Annotated in this window: 17 protein-coding genes; 10 read left to right on the top strand and 7 right to left on the bottom strand. The window is 72.0% G+C overall.

The genetic code is table 11. The features are described from left to right. The first annotated feature begins 108 nt into the window (after nt 1–108). The 6 genes from ACFU5G_RS05320 to ACFU5G_RS05295 all read left to right on the top strand — a co-directional run bounded on the left by ACFU5G_RS05320 (nt 109) and on the right by ACFU5G_RS05295 (nt 7,299). Complete coding sequence (locus tag ACFU5G_RS05320) at nt 109–681, top strand: TetR/AcrR family transcriptional regulator (protein ID WP_377241527.1); 573 nt, start codon at nt 109–111, stop codon at nt 679–681. Between the two features lie 67 nt (nt 682–748). Beyond that, on the top strand, nt 749–3,535 hold the full coding sequence (locus tag ACFU5G_RS05315; RefSeq protein ID WP_377241525.1) for an ATP-binding protein: 2,787 nt from the start codon (nt 749–751) through the stop codon (nt 3,533–3,535). Between the two features lie 80 nt (nt 3,536–3,615). After that, entirely contained in the window at nt 3,616–4,407 is a 792-nt protein-coding gene (locus tag ACFU5G_RS05310; protein ID WP_377241523.1) for an alpha/beta hydrolase, read from the top strand. Continuing rightward, nucleotides 4,404–5,189: an oxidoreductase gene (locus tag ACFU5G_RS05305; RefSeq protein ID WP_377241521.1), complete on the top strand. Its 786-nt coding sequence runs from the start codon at nt 4,404–4,406 to the stop codon at nt 5,187–5,189. Before ACFU5G_RS05310 ends, ACFU5G_RS05305 begins: the two co-directional genes overlap by 4 nt. Nucleotides 5,190–5,290: 101 nt before the next feature. Then, nucleotides 5,291–6,760, top strand: a complete 1,470-nt coding sequence (locus ACFU5G_RS05300; protein ID WP_377241519.1) for an MFS transporter — start codon at nt 5,291–5,293, stop codon at nt 6,758–6,760. After that, the gene (locus ACFU5G_RS05295) at nt 6,757–7,299 is read left to right on the top strand and encodes a DinB family protein (RefSeq protein WP_377241517.1); all 543 of its coding nucleotides are present in this window, start codon (nt 6,757–6,759) and stop codon (nt 7,297–7,299) included. Before ACFU5G_RS05300 ends, ACFU5G_RS05295 begins: the two co-directional genes overlap by 4 nt. 33 nt (nt 7,300–7,332) lie before the next feature. Here ACFU5G_RS05295 and ACFU5G_RS05290 read toward each other — a convergent pair whose 3' ends face one another. Next, nucleotides 7,333–8,550: a sulfotransferase family protein gene (locus ACFU5G_RS05290; RefSeq protein WP_377241515.1), complete on the bottom strand. Its 1,218-nt coding sequence runs from the start codon at nt 8,548–8,550 to the stop codon at nt 7,333–7,335. 227 nt (nt 8,551–8,777) lie between these two features. Between ACFU5G_RS05290 and ACFU5G_RS05285 the strand changes: the two genes are divergently transcribed. Continuing rightward, the gene (locus ACFU5G_RS05285; RefSeq protein ID WP_377241513.1) at nt 8,778–9,716 is read left to right on the top strand and encodes a cold-shock protein; all 939 of its coding nucleotides are present in this window, start codon (nt 8,778–8,780) and stop codon (nt 9,714–9,716) included. A 55-nt stretch (nt 9,717–9,771) separates the two neighbouring features. Then, nucleotides 9,772–9,963, top strand: a complete 192-nt coding sequence (locus ACFU5G_RS05280) for a hypothetical protein (RefSeq protein WP_377241511.1) — start codon at nt 9,772–9,774, stop codon at nt 9,961–9,963. Here ACFU5G_RS05280 and ACFU5G_RS05275 read toward each other — a convergent pair. From ACFU5G_RS05275 to ACFU5G_RS05265, 3 genes are all read right to left on the bottom strand, one after another. Beyond that, nucleotides 9,960–11,042, bottom strand: a complete 1,083-nt coding sequence (locus ACFU5G_RS05275) for a hypothetical protein (protein ID WP_377241509.1) — start codon at nt 11,040–11,042, stop codon at nt 9,960–9,962. The genes ACFU5G_RS05280 and ACFU5G_RS05275 overlap by 4 nt on opposite strands. A 94-nt stretch (nt 11,043–11,136) precedes the next feature. Continuing rightward, nucleotides 11,137–11,568 carry a cupin domain-containing protein gene (locus tag ACFU5G_RS05270; protein ID WP_377241507.1) on the bottom strand — a complete coding sequence of 144 codons (432 nt, stop codon included), beginning with the start codon at nt 11,566–11,568 and terminating at the stop codon, nt 11,137–11,139. 107 nt (nt 11,569–11,675) lie between these two features. Continuing rightward, nucleotides 11,676–12,608 carry an aldo/keto reductase gene (locus tag ACFU5G_RS05265; protein ID WP_377241505.1) on the bottom strand — a complete coding sequence of 311 codons (933 nt, stop codon included), beginning with the start codon at nt 12,606–12,608 and terminating at the stop codon, nt 11,676–11,678. 150 nt (nt 12,609–12,758) lie between these two features. Here ACFU5G_RS05265 and ACFU5G_RS05260 point away from each other — a divergent pair, with 150 nt between their 5' ends. Beyond that, complete coding sequence (locus ACFU5G_RS05260; RefSeq protein ID WP_377241503.1) at nt 12,759–13,766, top strand: LacI family DNA-binding transcriptional regulator; 1,008 nt, start codon at nt 12,759–12,761, stop codon at nt 13,764–13,766. Nucleotides 13,767–13,778: 12 nt separating this feature from the next. Here ACFU5G_RS05260 and ACFU5G_RS05255 read toward each other — a convergent pair whose 3' ends face one another. Together ACFU5G_RS05255 and cynS are read right to left on the bottom strand one after the other, a co-directional pair. Beyond that, nucleotides 13,779–14,597 (bottom strand): formate/nitrite transporter family protein, encoded by an 819-nt coding sequence (locus tag ACFU5G_RS05255; RefSeq protein WP_377241501.1) that lies wholly within the window; start codon nt 14,595–14,597, stop codon nt 13,779–13,781. A gap of 25 nt (nt 14,598–14,622) precedes the next feature. Beyond that, nucleotides 14,623–15,075 (bottom strand): cyanase, encoded by a 453-nt coding sequence (gene cynS, locus ACFU5G_RS05250; RefSeq protein ID WP_377241499.1) that lies wholly within the window; start codon nt 15,073–15,075, stop codon nt 14,623–14,625. A gap of 211 nt (nt 15,076–15,286) precedes the next feature. Here cynS and ACFU5G_RS05245 point away from each other — a divergent pair, with 211 nt between their 5' ends. Further along, nucleotides 15,287–16,078, top strand: a complete 792-nt coding sequence (locus tag ACFU5G_RS05245; RefSeq protein ID WP_377241496.1) for a helix-turn-helix domain-containing protein — start codon at nt 15,287–15,289, stop codon at nt 16,076–16,078. A gap of 48 nt (nt 16,079–16,126) precedes the next feature. On the opposite strand, the gene ACFU5G_RS05240 is transcribed toward ACFU5G_RS05245, so the two are convergent. After that, nucleotides 16,127–19,459 (bottom strand): hypothetical protein, encoded by a 3,333-nt coding sequence (locus ACFU5G_RS05240; RefSeq protein ID WP_377241494.1) that lies wholly within the window; start codon nt 19,457–19,459, stop codon nt 16,127–16,129. Nucleotides 19,460–19,579 lie beyond the last annotated feature (120 nt).

The following is a 19,579-nucleotide window of genomic DNA, read 5'->3' as shown; positions in this document are numbered from 1 at the left end:
GCAGCAGGCCGACCCACGGCGCCGACATCGTTATTGGCCATGGTGTGCAGTATTAAACGCGTCGTTCAACAGTGTCAACGGAGTCCAGTAACTCGTAGGATCGAGGCCATGACGAGCGAACCCCCAGCCCTCGATCCGCGGGTCGCCCGCACGCGGCGTGACGTCGTCGCCGCAACGAGTGCCTTGCTGCTCGAAGAGGGATGGGATGCCGTCACGCACGCTGCGGTCGCTCAGCGTGCCGGCTACTCCAAGGCAACCGTGTACGCCCACTGGCCGGCACGGCTCGACCTGATCAGCGCGTCGATCGACCAGATCTGCGACGAGGCCGACCACCCGGTCGCAACCGGCGACCTCCACGCCGATCTCCACGCCTCATTGGCAGACTTCGCCGATGACCTCACCCGGGGCCACCTCGACCGCCTCCTTGCGGGTGTCGTCGAACACGCGAACGGCAGCGCCGTCGTCGAACGCCTGCGCACGCGGTTGTACGAGACGGGAACCAGCGGACTGCGCGCCATCCTCCGCTCGCACGTCTCGGAGCGGGACGTCGAACCGGTTCTCTCGATCCTTACCGGCGCGGTTCTCGTCCTCGTGACGTTCGACGGCAAGGAGGCGACCGGGAAGCTGCTCGACGACCTCATCGACCGGGCGCTGGCCTCGGTCGCCTACAGCCCGAGATAGTCGGCCCGCCGGGTGAACGCGCGCCCCGGATGTGGACTGGCTCAGTCCCGTAGCCGATGATGAGGGCGTGACTGCGGTCGAAACCGGGCCGCTGTACGGCCGCGAGGATGTGCTCCGTCGACTGATCGACGATCTGGACCGGGTCGAGACCGGTGGGTTCGCGATCGGGCTCAGCGGTGAGCCAGGAGTCGGCAAGAGTGCGGTGCTGAGGCAGGTCATGAAGCACACCGCGAACGCGGGCTCGACCGTCATCAGTGCGAGCGGCAGCGAGGCGGAGTCACACCTGCCGTACGCCAGCCTGCACCAGCTGTTGCGACCCGTCCTCGGGCGGGCCGACGGGCTGCCGGCTCAGCAGCGCCAGTCGTTGCTCGCCTGTTTCGGCATGGTCGACGACGTGGAGGCCAACCGGTTCTTCACCTCGCTCGCCGTCCTGAACCTGCTGGCCGAGCTGGCCCACGAGGCACCGGTCGTGGTGTGCCTCGACGACCTGCACTGGATGGACCGGCCGTCCGTCGACGCGCTGGCGTTCGTCGCCCGCCGCATCGACGCCGAGCGGGTGGTCCTGTTGTCCACCTCGCGGCGACCTGACCCACAGCTTCTCGGTGACGAGCAGGTCGTGACCTGGATCGAGCTGCAAGGACTGCCCACGGACGCCGCGGACGCACTGCTGCGGTCGCGTGCGCCCGGCCTCGGCGCGGCCCTGCACGACCGGGTGATCACGCAGGCCGACGGCAACCCGCTCGCACTCGTCGAGTTCGCCGGTGCGTTGAGCGCCGGGACTCCTGGCTGGACCGAGCTGGACGACGCGCTCCCGATGACCTTGCGCCTGGAGCGGGCCTTCGCTGCGCGAGCCGACGAGCTGGAGCCGGTCGCCCGCGCGATCGTCGACGTCGCGGCTCTCGACGAGGGCGACGATCTCGACGAGGTCGTCGCTGCCGCCGCCATCCTGTGTGGCGCGGCCGTCGGCCCCGACGACGTGCGGCCCGCGGTGGCGCTCGGTCTGCTGACCGTGGCGGGTCCGACCTACGCCTTCACGCACCCCCTGATCGCCTCGGCCGTCCGGCACTCGATGTCGCACGAACGGCGTGAGCACGGCCATGGTGCTCTGGCAGCCGTCCTGTCCGCCAACCTCGAACGCGCCGCCTGGCACCGGGCCGGCGCACTGTCCGGACGTGACGAGCCCGTCGCGGCGCAGCTCGAGCTCGCGGCCGCCGAGGCCCGACGGCGCGGTGCCTTTCCCACCGCGCTCACCTGGCTCGAGCGCGCGGCAGTGCTCAGCCCGGATCCGCTCGACCGGGCCGCCCGCCTGCTCAGCGCCGCCGAGGTGGGCTTCGAGCTCGGCAGGTTCGCGGAGGTCGAACGGCTCAAGGACCAGGTCACCCGGATGACGCTGCGGCCCCGGGACCGGTCACGGCTCACCATGCTGACGGGCGCGTTCCACGACGGCGCCACCAGCGATCCTGCCGACGTCAGCCACCTGGTGGACCTGGCCCGGCACGCCACGGCCGAGGCGGACGTCGAGCTGACGATGCAGCTGCTGTTCGGAGCGGCCCGCAGGGTCTGGTGGCGGGACCCCGGCCCGGCGGTCCGGCAGGAGATCGTCAGTGCCGCGCGCGCGGTCCCGCTCCCTGCCGAGGACCCGAGGGTGCTGGCCGTGCTCGGCCTCGCGGAGTCTCTCGAGCTGAGCAGGTCGGTGATGGAGCAGCTGGCCAACTCACCGGTCGACGGCGCCGGGCACGCCGACGTCGCGGCGCTCCTGGGCATCGCCGCGTTCTGCGCGGGCGACTTCGTGCGCGCGGACTCGTCGCTCTCGACGGCGATCCACGGTTTTCGCGCCGAGGGGCGCCTGAGCCTCCTCGCCGAGGCGCTCTCGATCCGGTCGTGGGCGGAGATCAACCTGGGCGTCTTCGACCGGGCCCGGTCGGCCGACGAGGGCATGCGCCTCTCCGACGAGACCGGCCAGCGGGTGTGGGCCGGGACGGCGCGGCTCGCGCTGGCCTTCGTCGATGCGGTCGGCGGGAGCTGGGACGGGCGCCATCGCCTGCTCGCCGAGGCCGAGCAGACCGCGCTCCAGCTGCCGAACGCGAGCTCGTCGCTGCTGGCGGGGGCGCAGCTCGTGCGCGGGATCGGCGAGCTGGCGGCCGACCGGCCCGAGCAGGCGTACGGCGAGCTGCTCCGCGTGTTCGACCCGGACGATCCGGCATATCAGCGCGTGCAGCAGGTCTGGACGATCAGCTACCTGGCCGAGGCCGCCGTCCGGATCGGTCGCCGGGACGAGGCCAGAGCGTTGACCGTCACCGTCGAGGAGATGGCCAACGGGTCCGCCGCCGTCGGCACGGAGCTCGCGCTCGCGTACTCACATGCCGTGCTCGCGGACGACGCCACCGCCGAACAGCTCTTCCACCGCGCGCTCGCCGGCGCCGGACGCTTCCCGTGGCACCACGCCCGGGCCCAGCTCGCCTACGGTTCGTGGCTGCGCCGCCAGCGCCGGGTGGCCGAGTCCCGCGACCCGCTGCGGGCAGCGCGCACGGCGTTCGACGCCCTGGGTGCCAGGCCCTGGGCGCAGCAGGCCGACCAGGAGCTGCGGGCGACCGGCGAGCGCGGCTGGCAACCGGCGGGCGGCGCCCGCCCGCAGCTGTCCCCGCAGGAGGGTCAGATCGCCGACCTCGCCGCGCAGGGCCTGTCCAACCGGGAGATCGGCCAACGGCTCTTCCTCTCGCACCGGACCGTGGCCTCGCACCTCTACCGCATCTTTCCCAAGCTCGGCGTCACGAGCCGCCAGCAGCTCGCGAGCGTGCTGGTCCGTGACGCCGCCGGCCCGGATGCGCCGGACCAAGCACAGTCATCCGACTGAAGTCGGCGAGATCCCGGCCGTCCTAACCTCCGAGTACGCCCTGGTGCGACCAGCACAGGGGACCGAGCAAGGAGGCAACCGTGGGAACACCAGTGCTCTTCATCCACGGGCTGTGGCTGCACAGCAGCTCATGGGGATCATGGGAGACGCGGTTCCGCGACGAGGGTTATGCGCCGCAGGCGCCGGGTTGGCCCGGTGACGCGGAGACCGTGCAGGCCTCGCGGCAGAACCCGGAGGCGATCGGCGACCACGGGATCGACGACGTCGTGGCGCACTTCGCCGCGATCATCGACGAGCTCCCCGAGCTGCCGATCCTGATCGGGCACTCGTTCGGCGGGATGATCGCCCAGAAGCTGCTGGGCCAGGACCGCGCCAGGGCTGCGATCGCGATCGACGCCGCTCAGATCAAGGGCGTGCTGCCCCTCCCCCTCTCGGCGCTGCGCGCGACGCTGCCGGTGTTCAAGAACCCCGCGAACAAGCACCGGGCCGTCTCGCTGACCGCCGAGCAGTTCCGGTTCGCCTTCGGGAACGCCGTCTCCGAGGAGGAGTCGGACGAGCTGTTCGAGCGATGGACGATCCCGGCACCCGGCAAGCCCCTGTTCGAGGCGGCCGCAGCCAACTTCGACCCGCACTCGCCGGCGAAGGTCGACACCGACAACCAGTCCCGCGGGCCGCTCCTGCTGATCGCCAGCGGCGAGGACCACACCGTTCCCGAGGCGGTGACGCGCGCGACGCTCAAGCAGTACCGGCACTCGGAGGCGGTCACCGACCTGACCACCTTCCCCGACCGGGGACACTCGCTGACGATCGACTCGGGCTGGGCAGAGATCGCCGAGACGTGCCTGGTCTGGCTGAAGAAGCAGGAGCTGTGAAGCTCGACCTGGCCGGACGCCGTGCGGTCGTGACCGGTGCGAGCAAGGGCATCGGTCTCGCCGTGGTCCGTGCCCTGGTGGACGAGGGCGTGCAGGTGGCCGCGGGGGCTCGCAGCGAGTCCGCCGAGCTGAGCGCCCTGGCCGACCAGGGTGTCGTCACGGTGCTCGGCGATCTGACCACCGCGTCGGGCTGTCAGGCGCTCGTGGACCAGGCCGTTACCCGCTTCGGCGGCGTCGACCTGCTCGTCAACAACGTCGGCGGGGTGCGCCCGCGCACGAACGGCTTCCTGGAGGTCGCCGACGCCGAGTGGGAGTGGACGCTGCAGGTGAACCTGCTCTCCGCCGTACGGGCGACCCGGGCGGCGCTGCCGCACCTGCTCACAGCGGCGCCGTCGGCCATCGTGACGATCTGCTCGGTCAACGCGACCCTGCCGGACCCCGGGGTCATCGACTACAGCGCCGCGAAGGCCGCGCTGCGCAGCTTCAGCAAGTCGCTGTCCAAGGAGGTCGGTCCCTCCGGCGTCCGGGTCAACACCGTCAGCCCCGGCCCGGTGGAGACAGCGCTGTGGCTCGGAGCCGGCGGAGTGGCCGAGACCCTCGGTCAGGCCCAGGGTGTCGACCCCGGCGCCGTGCGCGAGGCCGCCGTCGCCGGCACCCCGACCGGGCGGTTCACCCGGCCCGACGAGGTCGCGCAGGTCGTGCTGCTGCTCGCGTCCGGCACGGCCGGCAACGTCACCGGGACCGACGTGCTGATCGACGGCGGCATGGTCACCACGGTCTGACGACCCGGTCGCCTCCAGGACCGCGGTGGTGGGCGGCCACCGCGGCGGAGGCGACCGGGCCGCGGAACCCGCTCCACCGAAACCGCCACGAGGACTGAGCCATGGTTGATCTCAATGTCGTCTGCCCCCCGCACGCGGTTCCCCCCTCGGTCCGGCTCGCCAGCACCCAGGGTCGGTGGCTGCTGACCGCGACCGTCCTGGGGTCCAGCCTGGCGTCGGTCGACGCGACCGTGGTCAACATCGCGCTCCCGGCCATCGGCCGTGACCTCGGGATGGAGTTCTCCGGCCTGCAGTGGACGCTCACGGCGTACACGCTGACCCTGGCGTCGTTCATCCTGCTGGGCGGCTCGGCGGGCGACCGGTTCGGACGCCGCCGGGTCTACCTCGTGGGCATCGTCTGGTTCGCCGTGGCGTCCGTGCTGTGCGCGGTCGCCCCCACGGAAGGCCTGCTCATCGGCGCCCGCGCCGTCCAAGGCTTGGGCGCCGCCCTGCTCACCCCGGCGAGCCTGGCGATCATCCAGGCGACCTACGCCGAGGCTGACCGGGCGCGCGCCGTGGGCACCTGGGCGGGCTTCAGCGGCGTGGCCTCCGCGCTCGGCCCGTTCCTGGGCGGCTGGTTGATCGAGGCCGGCTCGTGGCGCTGGATCTTTCTCATCAACCTGCCCCTGGCGGCGCTGGTGGTCTGGCTCTGCCTCAAGCACGTCCCCGAGACCCGGGATCCCGCGGCCGGTGGTCGCCTCGATGTCGCCGGCGCGCTCGCCGGTGTCGTCGGGCTCGGCGGCATCTCGTACGCGTTGATCTCCGTCCCCGAGTCCGGTGCGGGCTCGTCCGGCGTCGTCCTCCCGGCCGGTCTGGGGCTCGCGGGGCTCGTCGCCTTCGTGCTGATCGAGCGCGGTGTGCACAACCCGATGCTGCCGCCGGCCCTGTTCGGGTTGTCGCAGTTCCGTGCCATCAACGCGGTGACGTTCCTTGTCTACGGCGCGATCGGCGCGACCCTGTTCCTCCTCGTGCTCCAGCTCCAGGTGGTGTCGGGGTTCAGCCCGCTCGTCGCGGGCTCGGCGCTCCTGCCGATCACGCTGGTCGTCCTGATCTTCTCCGCACGCAGCGGTGCCCTGGCCAGCCGGATCGGACCCCGGGTCCAGCTGACGGCAGGACCGCTCCTGCTCGGCCTCGCCACCCTTCTCGGGCTCAGGCTGCGGGCCGACAGCGACTACCTCACCGATGTCCTTCCGATGGCCGTCGCCTTCGGGTGCGGCCTGGTCGTCATGGTCGCCCCGCTCACCTCCGCCGCACTGGCGGCCGCGCCCGTGGAGCATGCCGGGATCGCCTCCGGCGTCAACAACGCCGTCGCCCGGGCGGCACAGCTGCTGGCCGTGGCCGCCATCCCGGCGGCCGCGGGACTCACCGCCGCGGCGTACACCGACCCCGCCGTCTTCCTGACCGCGTTCCATACCGCGATCAGGATCTGCGCCCTGCTGTTCCTCGCGGCGGCGGTCCTGGCGGCACTCACCATTCGGCAGCCGGGCAAGGTACCGGGATATCCGGAGGCGGCCAGTAGCGTGCGACCATGACACGGAGCGAGCGGCTCGCGGAGCAGCTGGACTGGTACTGGCACAAGAACCTGCGGCCTCGGCTGGTCGGCCTCACCGACGAGGAGTACTTCTGGGAACCGGTTCGCGACTGCTGGAGCATCCGCCGGCGTGACGCGTCGACCACGCAGACGCCGGAAGGTCCGGGCCGGTGGGCGATGGACTCGGCGTCCCCTGAGCCGGTGCCGGCGCCGGTCACCACCATCGCCTGGCGGCTGGCGCACGTCATCGTCTCGTGCCTGGGCTATCGGGTCGGGTGGTACTTCGGCGGCCCGGCCATCGATGCCGAGACGTTCGAGTATGCCGGGACGGCGGACCAGGCGCTGAGGCAGCTCGACGAGATGTACGGGAGGTGGGCCGCGGGGGTCCGCCAGCTCTCGGACGCCGACCTGGACAACCCGCCCTCCGTCGGGCCCGAGCCCTTCCCCCTGGAGAACCGGGTCCTGCACGTCAACCGGGAGCTGATCCATCACGGCGCCGAGACAGCCCTGCTGCGCGACCTCTACCTCCGGCGGGACTGACCTCGAGCGGGACTGACGTCGGGCGGGGCCCACTCACAGCTCGGCGGTCGGGGTGGCGTCGCGCAGGTCCAGGCGGTCCAGCATGCGGTTGTACTGCGCGAAGGCCGCCTCGGCCTCGGCACGGTCGACGTAGCGGGACAGGTCGTACCGGTGGGCCGGGGCTCCCTTCGGCCTGGCGACCACCTCGGCCAGGTGCTCCTGGTCGCGGGTGGTCCACCGTGCCCCGATCGCCGCGTACAGCTGTGGCACCACCGTGAACGGGTCGGCGGACAGCATGTGGTAGGGCACGTCCACGATCGAGGACGGCGGCATGTTCGTCCGCGCGGCCAGGCCGCGCTCGACCTGGGTGACCAGATGATCCAGCGCCGCTCGTCCGATCACCTCGGGGTCGGCCTCGTACTGGCACATGGCCTGCAGCGTCTCCAGGAGGCTGGCGAACGAACCGATGACCGTGACGGGGTCACGGTGGGTCCACACGAACGTCGCGTCCGGGAACACCTTCCGGATGGTGTCCATGTCGCCCAGGTGCCCCGGGTACTTCAGCACCCACCGCTTGGGCTCGCGCCCGTGCTGGAGCACCTGCAGCCCCAGCTTCAGGTACTCGTACTGAGACCCCACGTCGTGCCGGTCGGCGAGCCAGGCGCTGTAGGACGGCATCGGCCCGCGCTGCAGCGGCCACTGGGGCCCGTGCGCGAAGAACAGCACCGACTCCTCCGGCCGGTCGATGTAGGTCGGGTGCTTCTGCTGCAGACCGGGAGCGACCAGCTCCATCAGGGACAGCGCCTGCTCGAGCTGCTTGATCACCCGCCGCGCCGTGCGCGGGTCGTGCAGCGTCGTGTGCTGCAGCTCCCAGGTCAGCGGACCACGGTGCTCCGGCGACTGCGCCAGGACGCGGTGGGCCAGCGTCGTGGCGGTGCGCGGCAGCCCGCACACGAACACCGGCGCGACGATCTGCTCGTCGGCGACCCGCGGGTGGTCGGACAGCACCCGGTTGACCCGCAGCCGGTTGACGTACTTGCCCTTGACCTCGTTGAAGATCAGGAACCAGCCCAGCGGCGACAGCCGCGGTATCTCCGCGGCCCCCTGGAGGACCTGGCCGAGGTCGTCGGCGAACGGGCGGTCCTGGGTGGCCGCGGTCTTCTCGACCTGCGCGACCGTCTTCGCCCAGGACCGGGCGGGGTCCTGGTAGCCCGTGACGAGCGGGGCCAGCACGGTGTTCAGGACGCGGGTGGTGCGTGGGGTACGACTCACGACTCTCCTTGATAGCGGCCGGATCTGTTGCCGGTGACGACTCGCATCGTGCACACCATGCCATCGGCACATACCGGACTATCGGGGCAGCGCGTGGGGGTCAAGAGGTGTTGCGCCATGCGGTGCGCTTTCACCCTCCCCCGACCTCTGGCCCGAGGCGCGGACGATCAGCCGGGTTCTGTCAGGGACACTTGACGAAGCAATGTCTGCCAGATGAGGAGTCTTAGGTGCCCCAGGGAACTGTCCGATGGTTCGACGCCGACCGAGGGTTCGGTTTCATCGACCTCGGGAACGAGGCCGAAGACCTGTTCGTGCACGCGTCCGAGATCGTCGGCGACGACGGACCGAAACAGCTCCGCGAGGGGCAGGCCGTCGAGTTCGAGGTGGGCGAGGGTGAGCGTGGCCCCATGGCTCGCCGGGTCCGGGTCACGGGCGACCGCGCCGCCGACGCGCCCCTGGGCGTGCTCGGCACCGTCACCTGGTACGAGCCGGCCAAGGGATACGGCTTCGTCACGCCCGACGGCGGTCGCGCCGAGATCTTCGTGCACAGCTCGGCGATCGTCGGGGGCGGTGTGATCGCGGAGGGACAGCGGGTGGCGTTCCTCGTCGTCGACGGGGAGAAGGGGCCGCAGGCGGACCACCTCCTGCCGCTCGGGGCGCAGGCCGCGCAGGCCGCGCAGCCGGCGTCCGACGGCGGGGACGGCACGGTGTCCTGGTACGACGACACCAAGGGCTTCGGGTTCGTCGCTCCCGACTCGGGTGGCGAGGACATCTTCGTCCACGTCAGCGGGCTCGGCCGGGGTCTGACCGAGCTCTCCGAGGGTGCGCGCGTGACGTACGACGTCGTCGACGGCGACAAGGGTCCGAACGCTCGGAACGTGCAGCTCGTGCGCGGCTCCGGGAGTGGGCGCGCGGCCACGGACCGCGGCCGGCCGAGCCGTCCCGCGGCATCCGGCGGGCCGGTGCGCGGCGGGCAGGGCACGGTCGCGCGGTACGACGCGGACCGCGGTTTCGGCTTCATCACCCCCGACGCCGGGGGCGAGGACCTGTTCGTGCACGTGTCGGTCGTGCGGGGCGACGAGGTCCTGGAGGAGGGCGACCGGGTCCGGTTCAAGGTGCGCCAGAGCGACCGGGGACCGCAGGCCGACGGTGTCGAGCTGATGTGACCTGAGCGCAACCCCTTCCTCTCTCGCGGAGGGAGGGGTTGTTAGCCTCGTACGCATGGATCAGACCCCCGGACGACGCCGGGTCGACGGCGACACCCTGATGCCGTTCATCGCCGGGGCCGTCTCGGGTGTGATCGCGTACACGCTCGGCAGCGGCCTCTTCGTCGCGGCAGTCACCACGGTCGTGGTGGCCTGGATCACCTTCGGCGGCATCACGCTGCTCAACCGTTTCCGCAAGGACCGCTAGCCGAACGCGGCCGGCGCCTCCCGCGCGTCCTGGAGGCACGCCGCGACCGTGCGCACGAACAGGAAGAGCCAGGCGAGCAGGAGGAAGAACCCGAGGAACTCGACGGCGGTGAGGTTGAAGTAGCCCACCGGCCACATCAGGAGCACCACGAGCGCGAAGACGCTCACGAAGAGCGACGACGTGACGAGAAAGCTCCGCGGCAGGCGCGGCACCAGGTACGGCGTGGCGACGATCAGTCCCGCGAACAGCACCGTCATGACCGACGCGATGGCGGTGTGGAGCACCTTGGCGACCTCGACCGTCACCCAGCCCAGCCCGACGAGCAGGACCGCCACCCCGATCAGCCAGGTACGGAGCACCTCGAGCCGCCGCAGCTCCGGGGCCGTCGCCCAGGTGCGCAGGTCGCCGATCACGTAGTGGGTCAGCGTCGTCATCGCGAGGCCGGCGAAGATCAGCGTGATGTTGAACGCGTACGCCGAGAAGCCACCGCCGACGCCGAGGGCGCTGAAGTTGACCTGCCACCAGTGGGGGTCGTTGGCCGAGAGCATGCTCGCCAGGGCGCCGCTGACGAGGAACAGGGCGAGCAGGTTCGCGATCGCGATCGACGTCACCTCGACGGAGACCAGCGTGAGCAGGTAGGCGGCCACGGCCGCCGACAGCCCGACGAGGACGGCCGCCATCAGCGCGTCCAGACGCAGCTCACGGAACGCCAGGTCGAACACCGCGAAGGCGGAGGCGGTCAGCAGCACGACGATGCCGGCCGCCGTGACGGTCAGCACGACGGCGTCGAAGCCGCGGCGCCATCTGCCGACGCCCCTGCCGACGCCCCTGCCGAGACGCGGCGCGCGCGAGGACCGGACGTAGCCGGTGCAGAACGCCGCCGCCCCGGACACGCCGGAGGCGACCGCCGCGACCAGGCCGGCCGACACTCCCCCGAACAGCGGCACCGTGTCCCCCGCGAACACCACGATCCCCGCCACCAGGCTCACCGCCAGCGCGACCAGCGCGGAGAGCAGCGCGTGGTTCTCCGTCGCGACCGATCCGCGCGCGGGGCGCAGCCGCCGCTCACGTAACGCCATCCTCGTTCCCTCCCAAGATCCAGACCCTACGCAGATCAACTGGGCTGCGACCAAAAAGTTCCGGGAGCGCGACGGCGAGATCGGTCACCTACCGCTACGGCCTGACGGCGGCCTTCGGCAGCCTGCCGTACACGTCGTCGGTGACCGGCTCGAGCCACTCGTTCCTGAGGTCGTCGGCCGGGGTGATGAGGGCGACGTGGGAGAACCACGAGTCGGCCTTGGCGCCGTGCCAGTGCTTGGTGCCGGCCGGCACCCGGACCACCGTTCCCGGCTCCAGGCTCACGGGCTCCTCCCCCTCGGCCTGGTACCAGCCGCTGCCCGCCGTGCACAGCAGGATCTGGTCGCCACCGCCGGTGCCGTGATGGATGTGCCAGTTGTTGCGGCAGCCCGGCTCGAACGACACGTTGCTGACGGGAACTCTCCCCGCCGCGAGCGGGGCCAGGTAGCTCTGGCCGGTGAAGTACTGCGCGTAGGCGTCGTTCTTCTCCCCGAGCGGGAAGATCTGGTCGAACCCGTTGTCACTCACGTCGTCTCCGTCTGTCCGGTTGCGCACGGCTGCTGCAGGGCGCCCGACTCGAGTCAAGACGCATCCCGGCCCTCGTGCCAGTCCCTGTCAGTACCCGTCACTCGCCGTCAGGCGTAGGCGCTGTCGTCCACCGGTGACGGCGCCGGGCCGAGCGCCTCGAGCTCCGCCCACAGCTCCTCCGGGACGTGGGTCGCGACGAGCTCGTCGAGCTGTGCCCGCCGCCCCGGCGAGACGACCCCCACCACTGTCGAGTCGACCAGCGGCGACCGCAGCGAGTAGTGCAGCGCGACGGCGGGCAGGGCGACGCCATGGGCGTCGCAGACCTCCTGGAGGCGTCGCGTCCAGGCGAGCAGGTCGCTGCCCGCGGGCCGGTAGTTGTAGACCGCGCCCTCGTGCGGGCCCTTGGCGAGCAGGCCCGAGCCGAACGGCGCGGCGTTGAACACCGTCATCCCCCGCTCCTTGGCGTCCGCGAACACCGGCGCCGCCGACTGGTCGATGACCGTGAAGCGGTTGTGGATCAGCACGGCGTCGAACAGGCCGGTCCCGACGTACCTGGCCATCAGCGGCACCGGCGCGGCGGCGACGCCGATCGCGTCGACCTGCCCCGAGTCACGCAGCTCGAGGAGCCCCTCGACCGCGCCGCCCGGCGCGACCGCCTCCTCGAACGTCACCGAGTACGGGTCGTGCAGGTGCAGCAGCGGCAGCCGCTCGACGCCGAGGCGCGCCGTCGTCTCGTCGAACGACCGCAGCACGCGGTCGCGGTCGAACGCGCGCGTCTCGGGGTCGGGGTCGACCTTCGAGACGACGCGGGCGGCGGCGTCCGGCCCCAGGCGGGCGATCGCCAGGCCGAGCACGGCCTCCGACCTGCCGCCGGAGTAGTTGTTGGACGTGTCGAGGTAGGCATGGCCGCTGCCGAACAGGTCGAGCGCGACCTCGACCGCGGCGTGCTCGCCCGCGGAACCCGGCTCCGTGTCCCGGCCCAGGCCTGACGTGCCGAGCGTGACCGGACTGACGTTCATCGTGCTGGTCTTCTGCGTCATCGACCTCTCCCACGGTTGCTTTGCATCATTATGCAGCCTTGCATCGTAGATCGAGCATGCTTAGACTCCCCTGGCGCAGAGAAGCGCCCGATCACGCGACGGCTCGGCCACGAGAACCGTACGGGCATCCCCGACGACGTGGAGAAAACCATGGTCTCGATCTACGACGTCGCCCATCAGGCCGGAGTCTCGTCCACGACCGTCTCCAACTACCTCAACCGCCCGCACAAGGTCGCGCGCGACACGTCCGCCCGGATCGGCATGGTCATCGACCGGCTCGGGTACGTCCCGAGCCGCTCCGCCCGGCAGCTGCGGTGGGGCCGCTCCGGGATCGTGGGCATCTGCGTCGGCGACACGTCGCACCCGCACACCGCCGAGCTCGTGCGGGCAGCCGAGCGCGTCCTCGACGAGGCGGGCCTCGCGGTGGTCGTGGGGAGCTCGGGCGGGTCCGCGGACCAGCAGACGAAGCTCCTGGACCTCTTCGAGGAGCTGCGCCTCGACGGGGTCCTCGTGGCGCCGTCCGGCCCCGTGGACTCGCTCGCGCGGACGAGGCCCCGGGGAACTCCCCTGGTGCTCCTCGACCGCGACGACCCGGCCGGCAGCATCCCGGGCGTGGGCGTCGACCACACGGCGGGCGGCGGCGCGGTCGCCGCACACCTCCTCGCCCGCGGACGACGCCGCCTGTGGCTGGCCACCGGGCCGCGCGGCACCGGGCCGGCGCAGCAGCAGGAGGAGGGGTTCCTCAGCCGCGTGACGGCCGCCCGCGGGGCCCGGGCGACCGTGGTGCGCTCCCCCGCGCCCGGCGTGGAGAGCGGCCGGGACCTCGGCCGCCGGATCGCCGGCCTCCCGCCCGGCGAGCGCCCGGACGGGATCTTCGCCACGGACGACACGCACGCCCTCGGGCTGCAGCACGCGCTGCTCTCGGCGGGCATCGCGGTGCCCGCCGACACAGCGCTCGTCGGTTACGGCGACAGCCCGTTCGCCACGTGCGCCGCCGTGCCGCTCTCGTCGGTGCGGCACGGCGGCGAGGCGGTCGGGGCGGCCGCGGCGGAGCTCCTGCTGGCCGGACTGGGGGCCGCCGCGACGACCACCGCACCGGCCGGCTCCCCGGCCCGCCTGGCCCCCTCCCTCGTCGTCCGGGAGAGCTCCGCGGCCTGAGCGTGACCCCGGTCAGGCCCTGACCGACACCCTGGCCGGGGACGTCTTGAGGTGCGTGCGATAGATCACGAGTCCGACGAACATCAATCCGCCGACGAGATTTCCGAGAACGGTCGGCAGCTCGTTCCAGAGCAGGTAGTCACCGATGGTGAAATTGCCGCCGAGCATGAGCCCGATCGGGAAGAGGAACATATTGACGACGGAGTGCTCGAAACCCATGTAGAAGAACACCAGGATGGGCATCCACATCGCGATGACCTTGCCCGCGAGGCTGTCCGACATCATGGCGCCGACGACGCCGGTCGAGACCATCCAGTTGCAGAGAATTCCGCGCACGAAAAGGGTCAGCATTCCGGCCGCTCCGTGCTCCGCATAACCCACGGTCCGACCCTCACCGATCACGCCGATCGCCTGGCCGACCTCGCTCGGCGGGCTGGAGAAGCCGTAGGTGAACACGATGGCCATGAGCAGGGCGGTCGTCAGCGCCCCGGCGAAGTTGCCCAGGAAGACGAGTCCCCAGTTGCGGAGCACGGCCGCGCCCGTCACGCCGGGGCGCTTGTCCAGCCACGCGAGCGGGACGAGCGTGAACACGCCGGTCAGCAGGTCGTAGCCGAGCAGGTAGAGCATGCAGAAGCCGACCGGGAAGAGGATGGCGCCCACGAGCGGCTGACCGGTCTGCACGCTGACGGTCACGGCGAAGGCGGCGGCCAGGGCGAGGATCGCGCCCGCCATGTAGCTGCGGATAAGGGTGTCGCGGGTGGACATCAACGCCTTCGACTGGCCGGCGTCGACCATCCGGATCGCGAAGTCCTTGGGGGCTACGTAAGACATGAGGGGCTCCGTTTCCAGGTCCGGGTCACCACTGGTACTTCAGGAACTTGCCGTCGATGACGACGCGCACCCGGTCCCCGTCCGGGTCCTCCCGGCGGGAGATCTCGACGTTGCAGTTGATCGCGCTCATGATCCCGTCGCCGAACTCCTCGTGGATGGCCTCCTTGAGGGCCGGACCGTAGACGTCCAGGAGCTCGTAGAAGCGGTAGATCGTCGGGTCCGCCCGGAGGCTGTCGCCGTTGAGGCGGTACGGCTGCTCCTGGAGGGCGACAACGGTGTCCTCGTCGAGCGCGAGCAGCCGGCCGACGGCCTCGGCGACGTCGGCCGGGACGGGGTGCGAGCCCAGGAGCGCGGCGATGGTCCACAGCAGGGGGCGGTCGACCTGTTCGGCGACCTCCGCCCAGGTCGTTCCCGACCGGCGCAGGGATGTGCGGACGTCCTGCGTCGCTGCCTCACGCGTGCTGTTCCAGGTGGTCATCTGATCTCCGGTGGGACGGAGGCGGTCAGGTACCGCCCGTGTGGCTCCACCTCACCGAACGGCCACCGCACCCGCCCAGGCCGTTTGCGAACGACAATGCGCAGAACGCGAAGCGGCGGCGTGCTTTTACGAGCGCGAAACGTCCGGGCAACGAATGCGGGATCGCCCGGCGCGTACCGTCCCCGAGGAGCGGAGGGGAACGGAGGAACCGATGGCCGGACTGACGCAATACCCGACGAGACCCGCCGCCGAGCAGGCGGCGGATTTGCTGCTGCTCGCCGATGTGGTCAGTGAGGCTCCTGTTCCGTTATGGGTCATCGGGCCCGAAGGATCCGTGGAGGTCGCGAACAGGGCGGCGGTCTCTTTCCTCGGTTACCGGAATGATCTCGATCTCGTCGGCGGACCCAGTCACGAGCTGCTCCACCGCAACCGGCTCGACGGGACCTCTTATCCACCCGACGAGTGTCCGATCATCTGCGCGCAGGGGCTGGAGCACCGCGGCCAGGAATGGTTCGTGACACGTGCGGGAGACCCACGTCCGGTGCACTGGTCGACAAGAAGGCTGGGTGGCACGGGCGCGACGGTCCTGAGCTTCATGCCCACCGCCTCCGACGCCGTGCGGCACGGCGCCGAGGCGCGGCTGCGCGACTCGGCGCCGACCCCCGCTCCCTTCCGCTCGCGGGCGGCGCTCCGCGACGGCCTGTACGCGATCATCCACGAACGGTTCGCGGACCCCATGTTCACCGTGGCCGACCTGGCCGCCGAGGCGCACGTCTCGGTGCGCTCGCTGCAGGCGCTGTTCGCGGACGTCGGGCGATCGCCCGCGTCCGAGGTGCGGCGGGTCCGGCTCGAGTTCGCGCACAGCATGCTGGAACGGGGGCACGGCGTGCAGACGGCGTGCCAGCGCTCCGGATTCCTCGACCCGGGGTCCTTCGGGCGGGCCTTCCGCCGGCGCTTCGGCTACCCCCCGAGCCAGGTGCGTCCGCCGGCGGCGGGCAGCTAGGGCCCGTCCGGCGAACGACCTGGTCCCGGGGGCGGCCGCCCGGCCCGCCTACTCGGCGACGAACGTCACGGCGGGCGCGTCCTCCTTGCCGTCGGCCGACGTCGGACCCAGCACCACGCGGCCGGCGGGCACCTGCTTGGCGAAGACCACGAGCGGCACGTCCTGGCGCGCCGGCGGGAGGTCCCACGCCGACAGGTCGCCGGAGAAGTCCTCCTCGAACAGGAGGCCGCCGTCCGGCGTGCGGACGGTCAGGTCGTCGTACTCGCCGACGTCCGCGTTCCCCAGGTAGGTCCCGACCCGGCCCTGCCCGAAGGTCTCCTCGACGCGCTCGTCGACGAGGACGTCGTCGACGAACGTGCGGATGTGGTCGCCGACCGCCTCGACGCGCAGGCGGTACGTGTTCCCGGGCGCGGGCGTCAGCGGCACCACCGTGCCGAGCAGCGTGGTCCGGCCGTCGACGACCTTGCTCATCCGGAGCTGGCCGAGCCCGCCCTCGCTGCCCAGGGGCCCGCCGATCGTCCACACGTACCCGTTGCGCTCGTCGCGGGCCCGGAACATCAGGCTCGCCCCGACCTGGATCTGCCGCACCGTGGCCTCGACGACCTGGTCGCCCCAGCCGGCCCCGGCGGTGGTGAGCGTGGCGCCGCCGCCCGAAGCGCGCACGTGCCCGTCCTGGAGGTCGAACGGCCGGGCGTACTGCCGGGTGCCGACCTCCATCGACGTCCGGGTCCAGCCCTCCTCCCGCAGCCAGGACGGCCACCACCTCCCCTCCCCGCGCGCGTCGAGGGCGGTGTAGACGGTCGCCGGGCGGGCCAGGTCGAACTGCACGCCGCCGTTCGGGCCGGTGGCGCCCGCGTCGGGCCGGGCACCCTGGATCTGCACCGCGCCGTCGAGCGGGTCCGGCAGGTCCGCGACCGTGTCGCCGCTGTCGACGTACAGGGGGTTGCCCTCGGCGGCGGTAAGCAGCGCGCCCTGCTTCTCGGGCGCGACGGCCGAGACCAGGTCCGACTCCACCTGCGGCACCCCGCCGTCGATCCCGAGGGTCCGCTCCCCCAGGTGCTTCGCACCGGTCTCGGCCACGCCCGTGAGCGCCCGGTACCCGTACGACGCCGCCGGACGCCCCACGCGCTCCAGCACGTAGGAGCGACCGTCGTCGACGGTCAGGCGCACGGTCCGCCCGTCCGTCGGCCCGACGACGGTCCGCCCGCCGGAGACGACGCGCACGCGCTCGCCCGGCCAGGGGTTCGCGACCGTCAGGGTCTCCGCCGAGCCGGCCTCGATCCCGACGTAGAGGGGTGCGCCGTCGCGGACCTCGGTGCTGACCAGGTGCCCGCCGGGCAGGTGGACGCTCCCCGCCACGTCCCAGTCCGCCGGGAGCGCCGCGGCGACCCGCACCGTGCCGTCGTACGACTGGACCAGGGCGTCCTGCAGCGCCCCGGCGACCACGGCGTTCCAGGAGCTGAAGAGGTGGCGCCGGGCGGCCGGGTCGTCGTTCTTGCCGTGCACGGTGAAGCCGTTCGGGAACTTCTGCAGGTCGGAGGTGCCCTGGACGAGCAGGTCCTTCATCTCCTCACCGCGGTGCAGGCGGGCCGCCCAGATCGGGTCCTCGCCCCACTCCCGGGTGAGCGGGAACACGCGCTGGTCGAACGTGTCCTGCATCAGGTCGGAGCCCGCGTCGAGCCGGCCCCACGGGTACAGGGCCTCCATGTCGGTGTTCTGCGTGTTCTTCGCCGGCTCGTCGGTCGCGGACCACGCCACGACCTCCGCGCCGCGGCGCGTCGTCGTCGGGAGCTCGGGCAGCTTCGGCACGGCCGCGTCGAGCCGGTCGGCGAGGCCGGCGTCGCCGCGCTCGCGCGCCAGGTCCGCGATCACCGGGAACATCGCGTGCATCCCGGCGACGTCGGGCGTCGGGTCCGTGGTGTCCCACTGCGTCTCGAGCGAGTTCACGTGGTTCAGGTGCAGCCTCCCGTCGTCGCCCTCCTGAAGGACCGAGAGGTAGAACCGCGCAACGTCGCGCATCAGCGGGTAGCCGCGGTCGAGGACGGCGTCGTCGCCGGTGTACCGGTAGGTCTGCCAGACGTCGTGGGAGACCTCGAGGCCGCCGGTCAGGACGCGGCTGTTCCAGGCCGGCTCGGTGCCGCCGTCGCAGCCCTCCGCCGTCGTGCCGTCGTAGTCGAGGAGCTCCGGCACGCACGCGCCCTCGGCGTCGGGCCACAGCTCCCGCGTGGCCGCCCGCAGCTGGTCGAGGTGCTCGGTGTACAGCCGCAGGTAGGGCGCGTTGAAGGACGCCGTGCCGGCGCCGTAGTTCGCGTACACCTGCTGGCGCAGGTTGAAGTGGAACCACGTCGACGGGGACAGCGCCGCGTCCGGCCACGGGTAGAGCATGCCCACCGCGCCGGCCTGGCCGGTCGGCAGATCGTTCCGCTGCGTCGAGGCGGTCGTGTAGAGCTGCTGGGCGCGCAGCGCCTCCAGGTACTCGCCGGTGCCGTCCGGCGAGTCGATCCGCAGGGGCGCGACCTGGTCGTCCCAGAACCGGTGCCACCACCGCAGGTGCTCGCGGTCGAGGGCCGCCGGACCGGCGACCGCCTCCCGGCTCGCCTCGGCGAGGTCGCCCCCGGTGTACGACGGCGCCCCCACCACGATCGTGAACGTCCCGTCGTGGCGCGGCGTGAACGTCAGCCGGACGGTGTGCGCGTCCACGACCTCGGCACGGACCCCGCGCGCGTGCGCGGTCACCGCCGCGACCGCGCCCGTCGTGCCGTTCCGGGCGTCGAACGTCTCGGCGAGGGCGGCGACGCCGCCACCCGCGTACGTCTCCGGCTCGCGGTCCACCGGGAGCCGGAGCTCCGCGGTCTGCTCCGTGTCCCTGGGCGCGCCGGTGACCTCGACGACGAGCTGGTCGGCGTCGGCGCGCACGTAGGTCCTCGCGGACATGCCGCCGCCCGACTGCCGCAGCTGGGCGTCGTACAGGTCGACGCGGCCGGAGTAGTCGGCCGCCGTCGCCAGGGGCATGAGGCCCGGCAGCACGAGCCGCCCGGCGCCGGGGAGGTCGGGGAACGTGTCGTTGCGCTGGAGCTGGGCGGTCAGGCCGTCCCGGTTGAACACCGCCGCACCCAGCCGGCCGTTGCCGAGCGGCATGCTCTGCTCCGCCCGCCCGGCCGGGGACTCCAGGACCAGGTCCGACCTGGACACAAGCCCCTCCGTCTCGACGCCGAGCGAGCCGCCCCGCCACGCGACGGCCGGGCGGGCGGTGCTGTGGGTGCTGCGCGGGTCGGCGTGGGCCGGGAGCCCCGCCGCGATCAGGGCGGCCACCGCGACGGCGGCCACCGCGGTCCACTGCTTCGGCATCGACTTCGGTATCTTCGGCATCGTCTTCGGCATGCGGGAAACCTCGTTGTCCGGCCGGCTCGACTGGTTGTCAGCCGTCAGGCCAGCGCAGCCGCGCGAACGCCGTCAACCGTTCGCCGGGTTGTATCGGTGGAACGGCGAGGTTGTATCGGT

This window comes from Promicromonospora sp. NPDC057488 (assembly GCF_042802395.1).
Lineage (GTDB): Bacteria > Actinomycetota > Actinomycetes > Actinomycetales > Cellulomonadaceae > Promicromonospora.
Note: the sequence above shows the minus strand (reverse complement) of the source record. Positions and strands in the feature narration are given on the sequence as shown.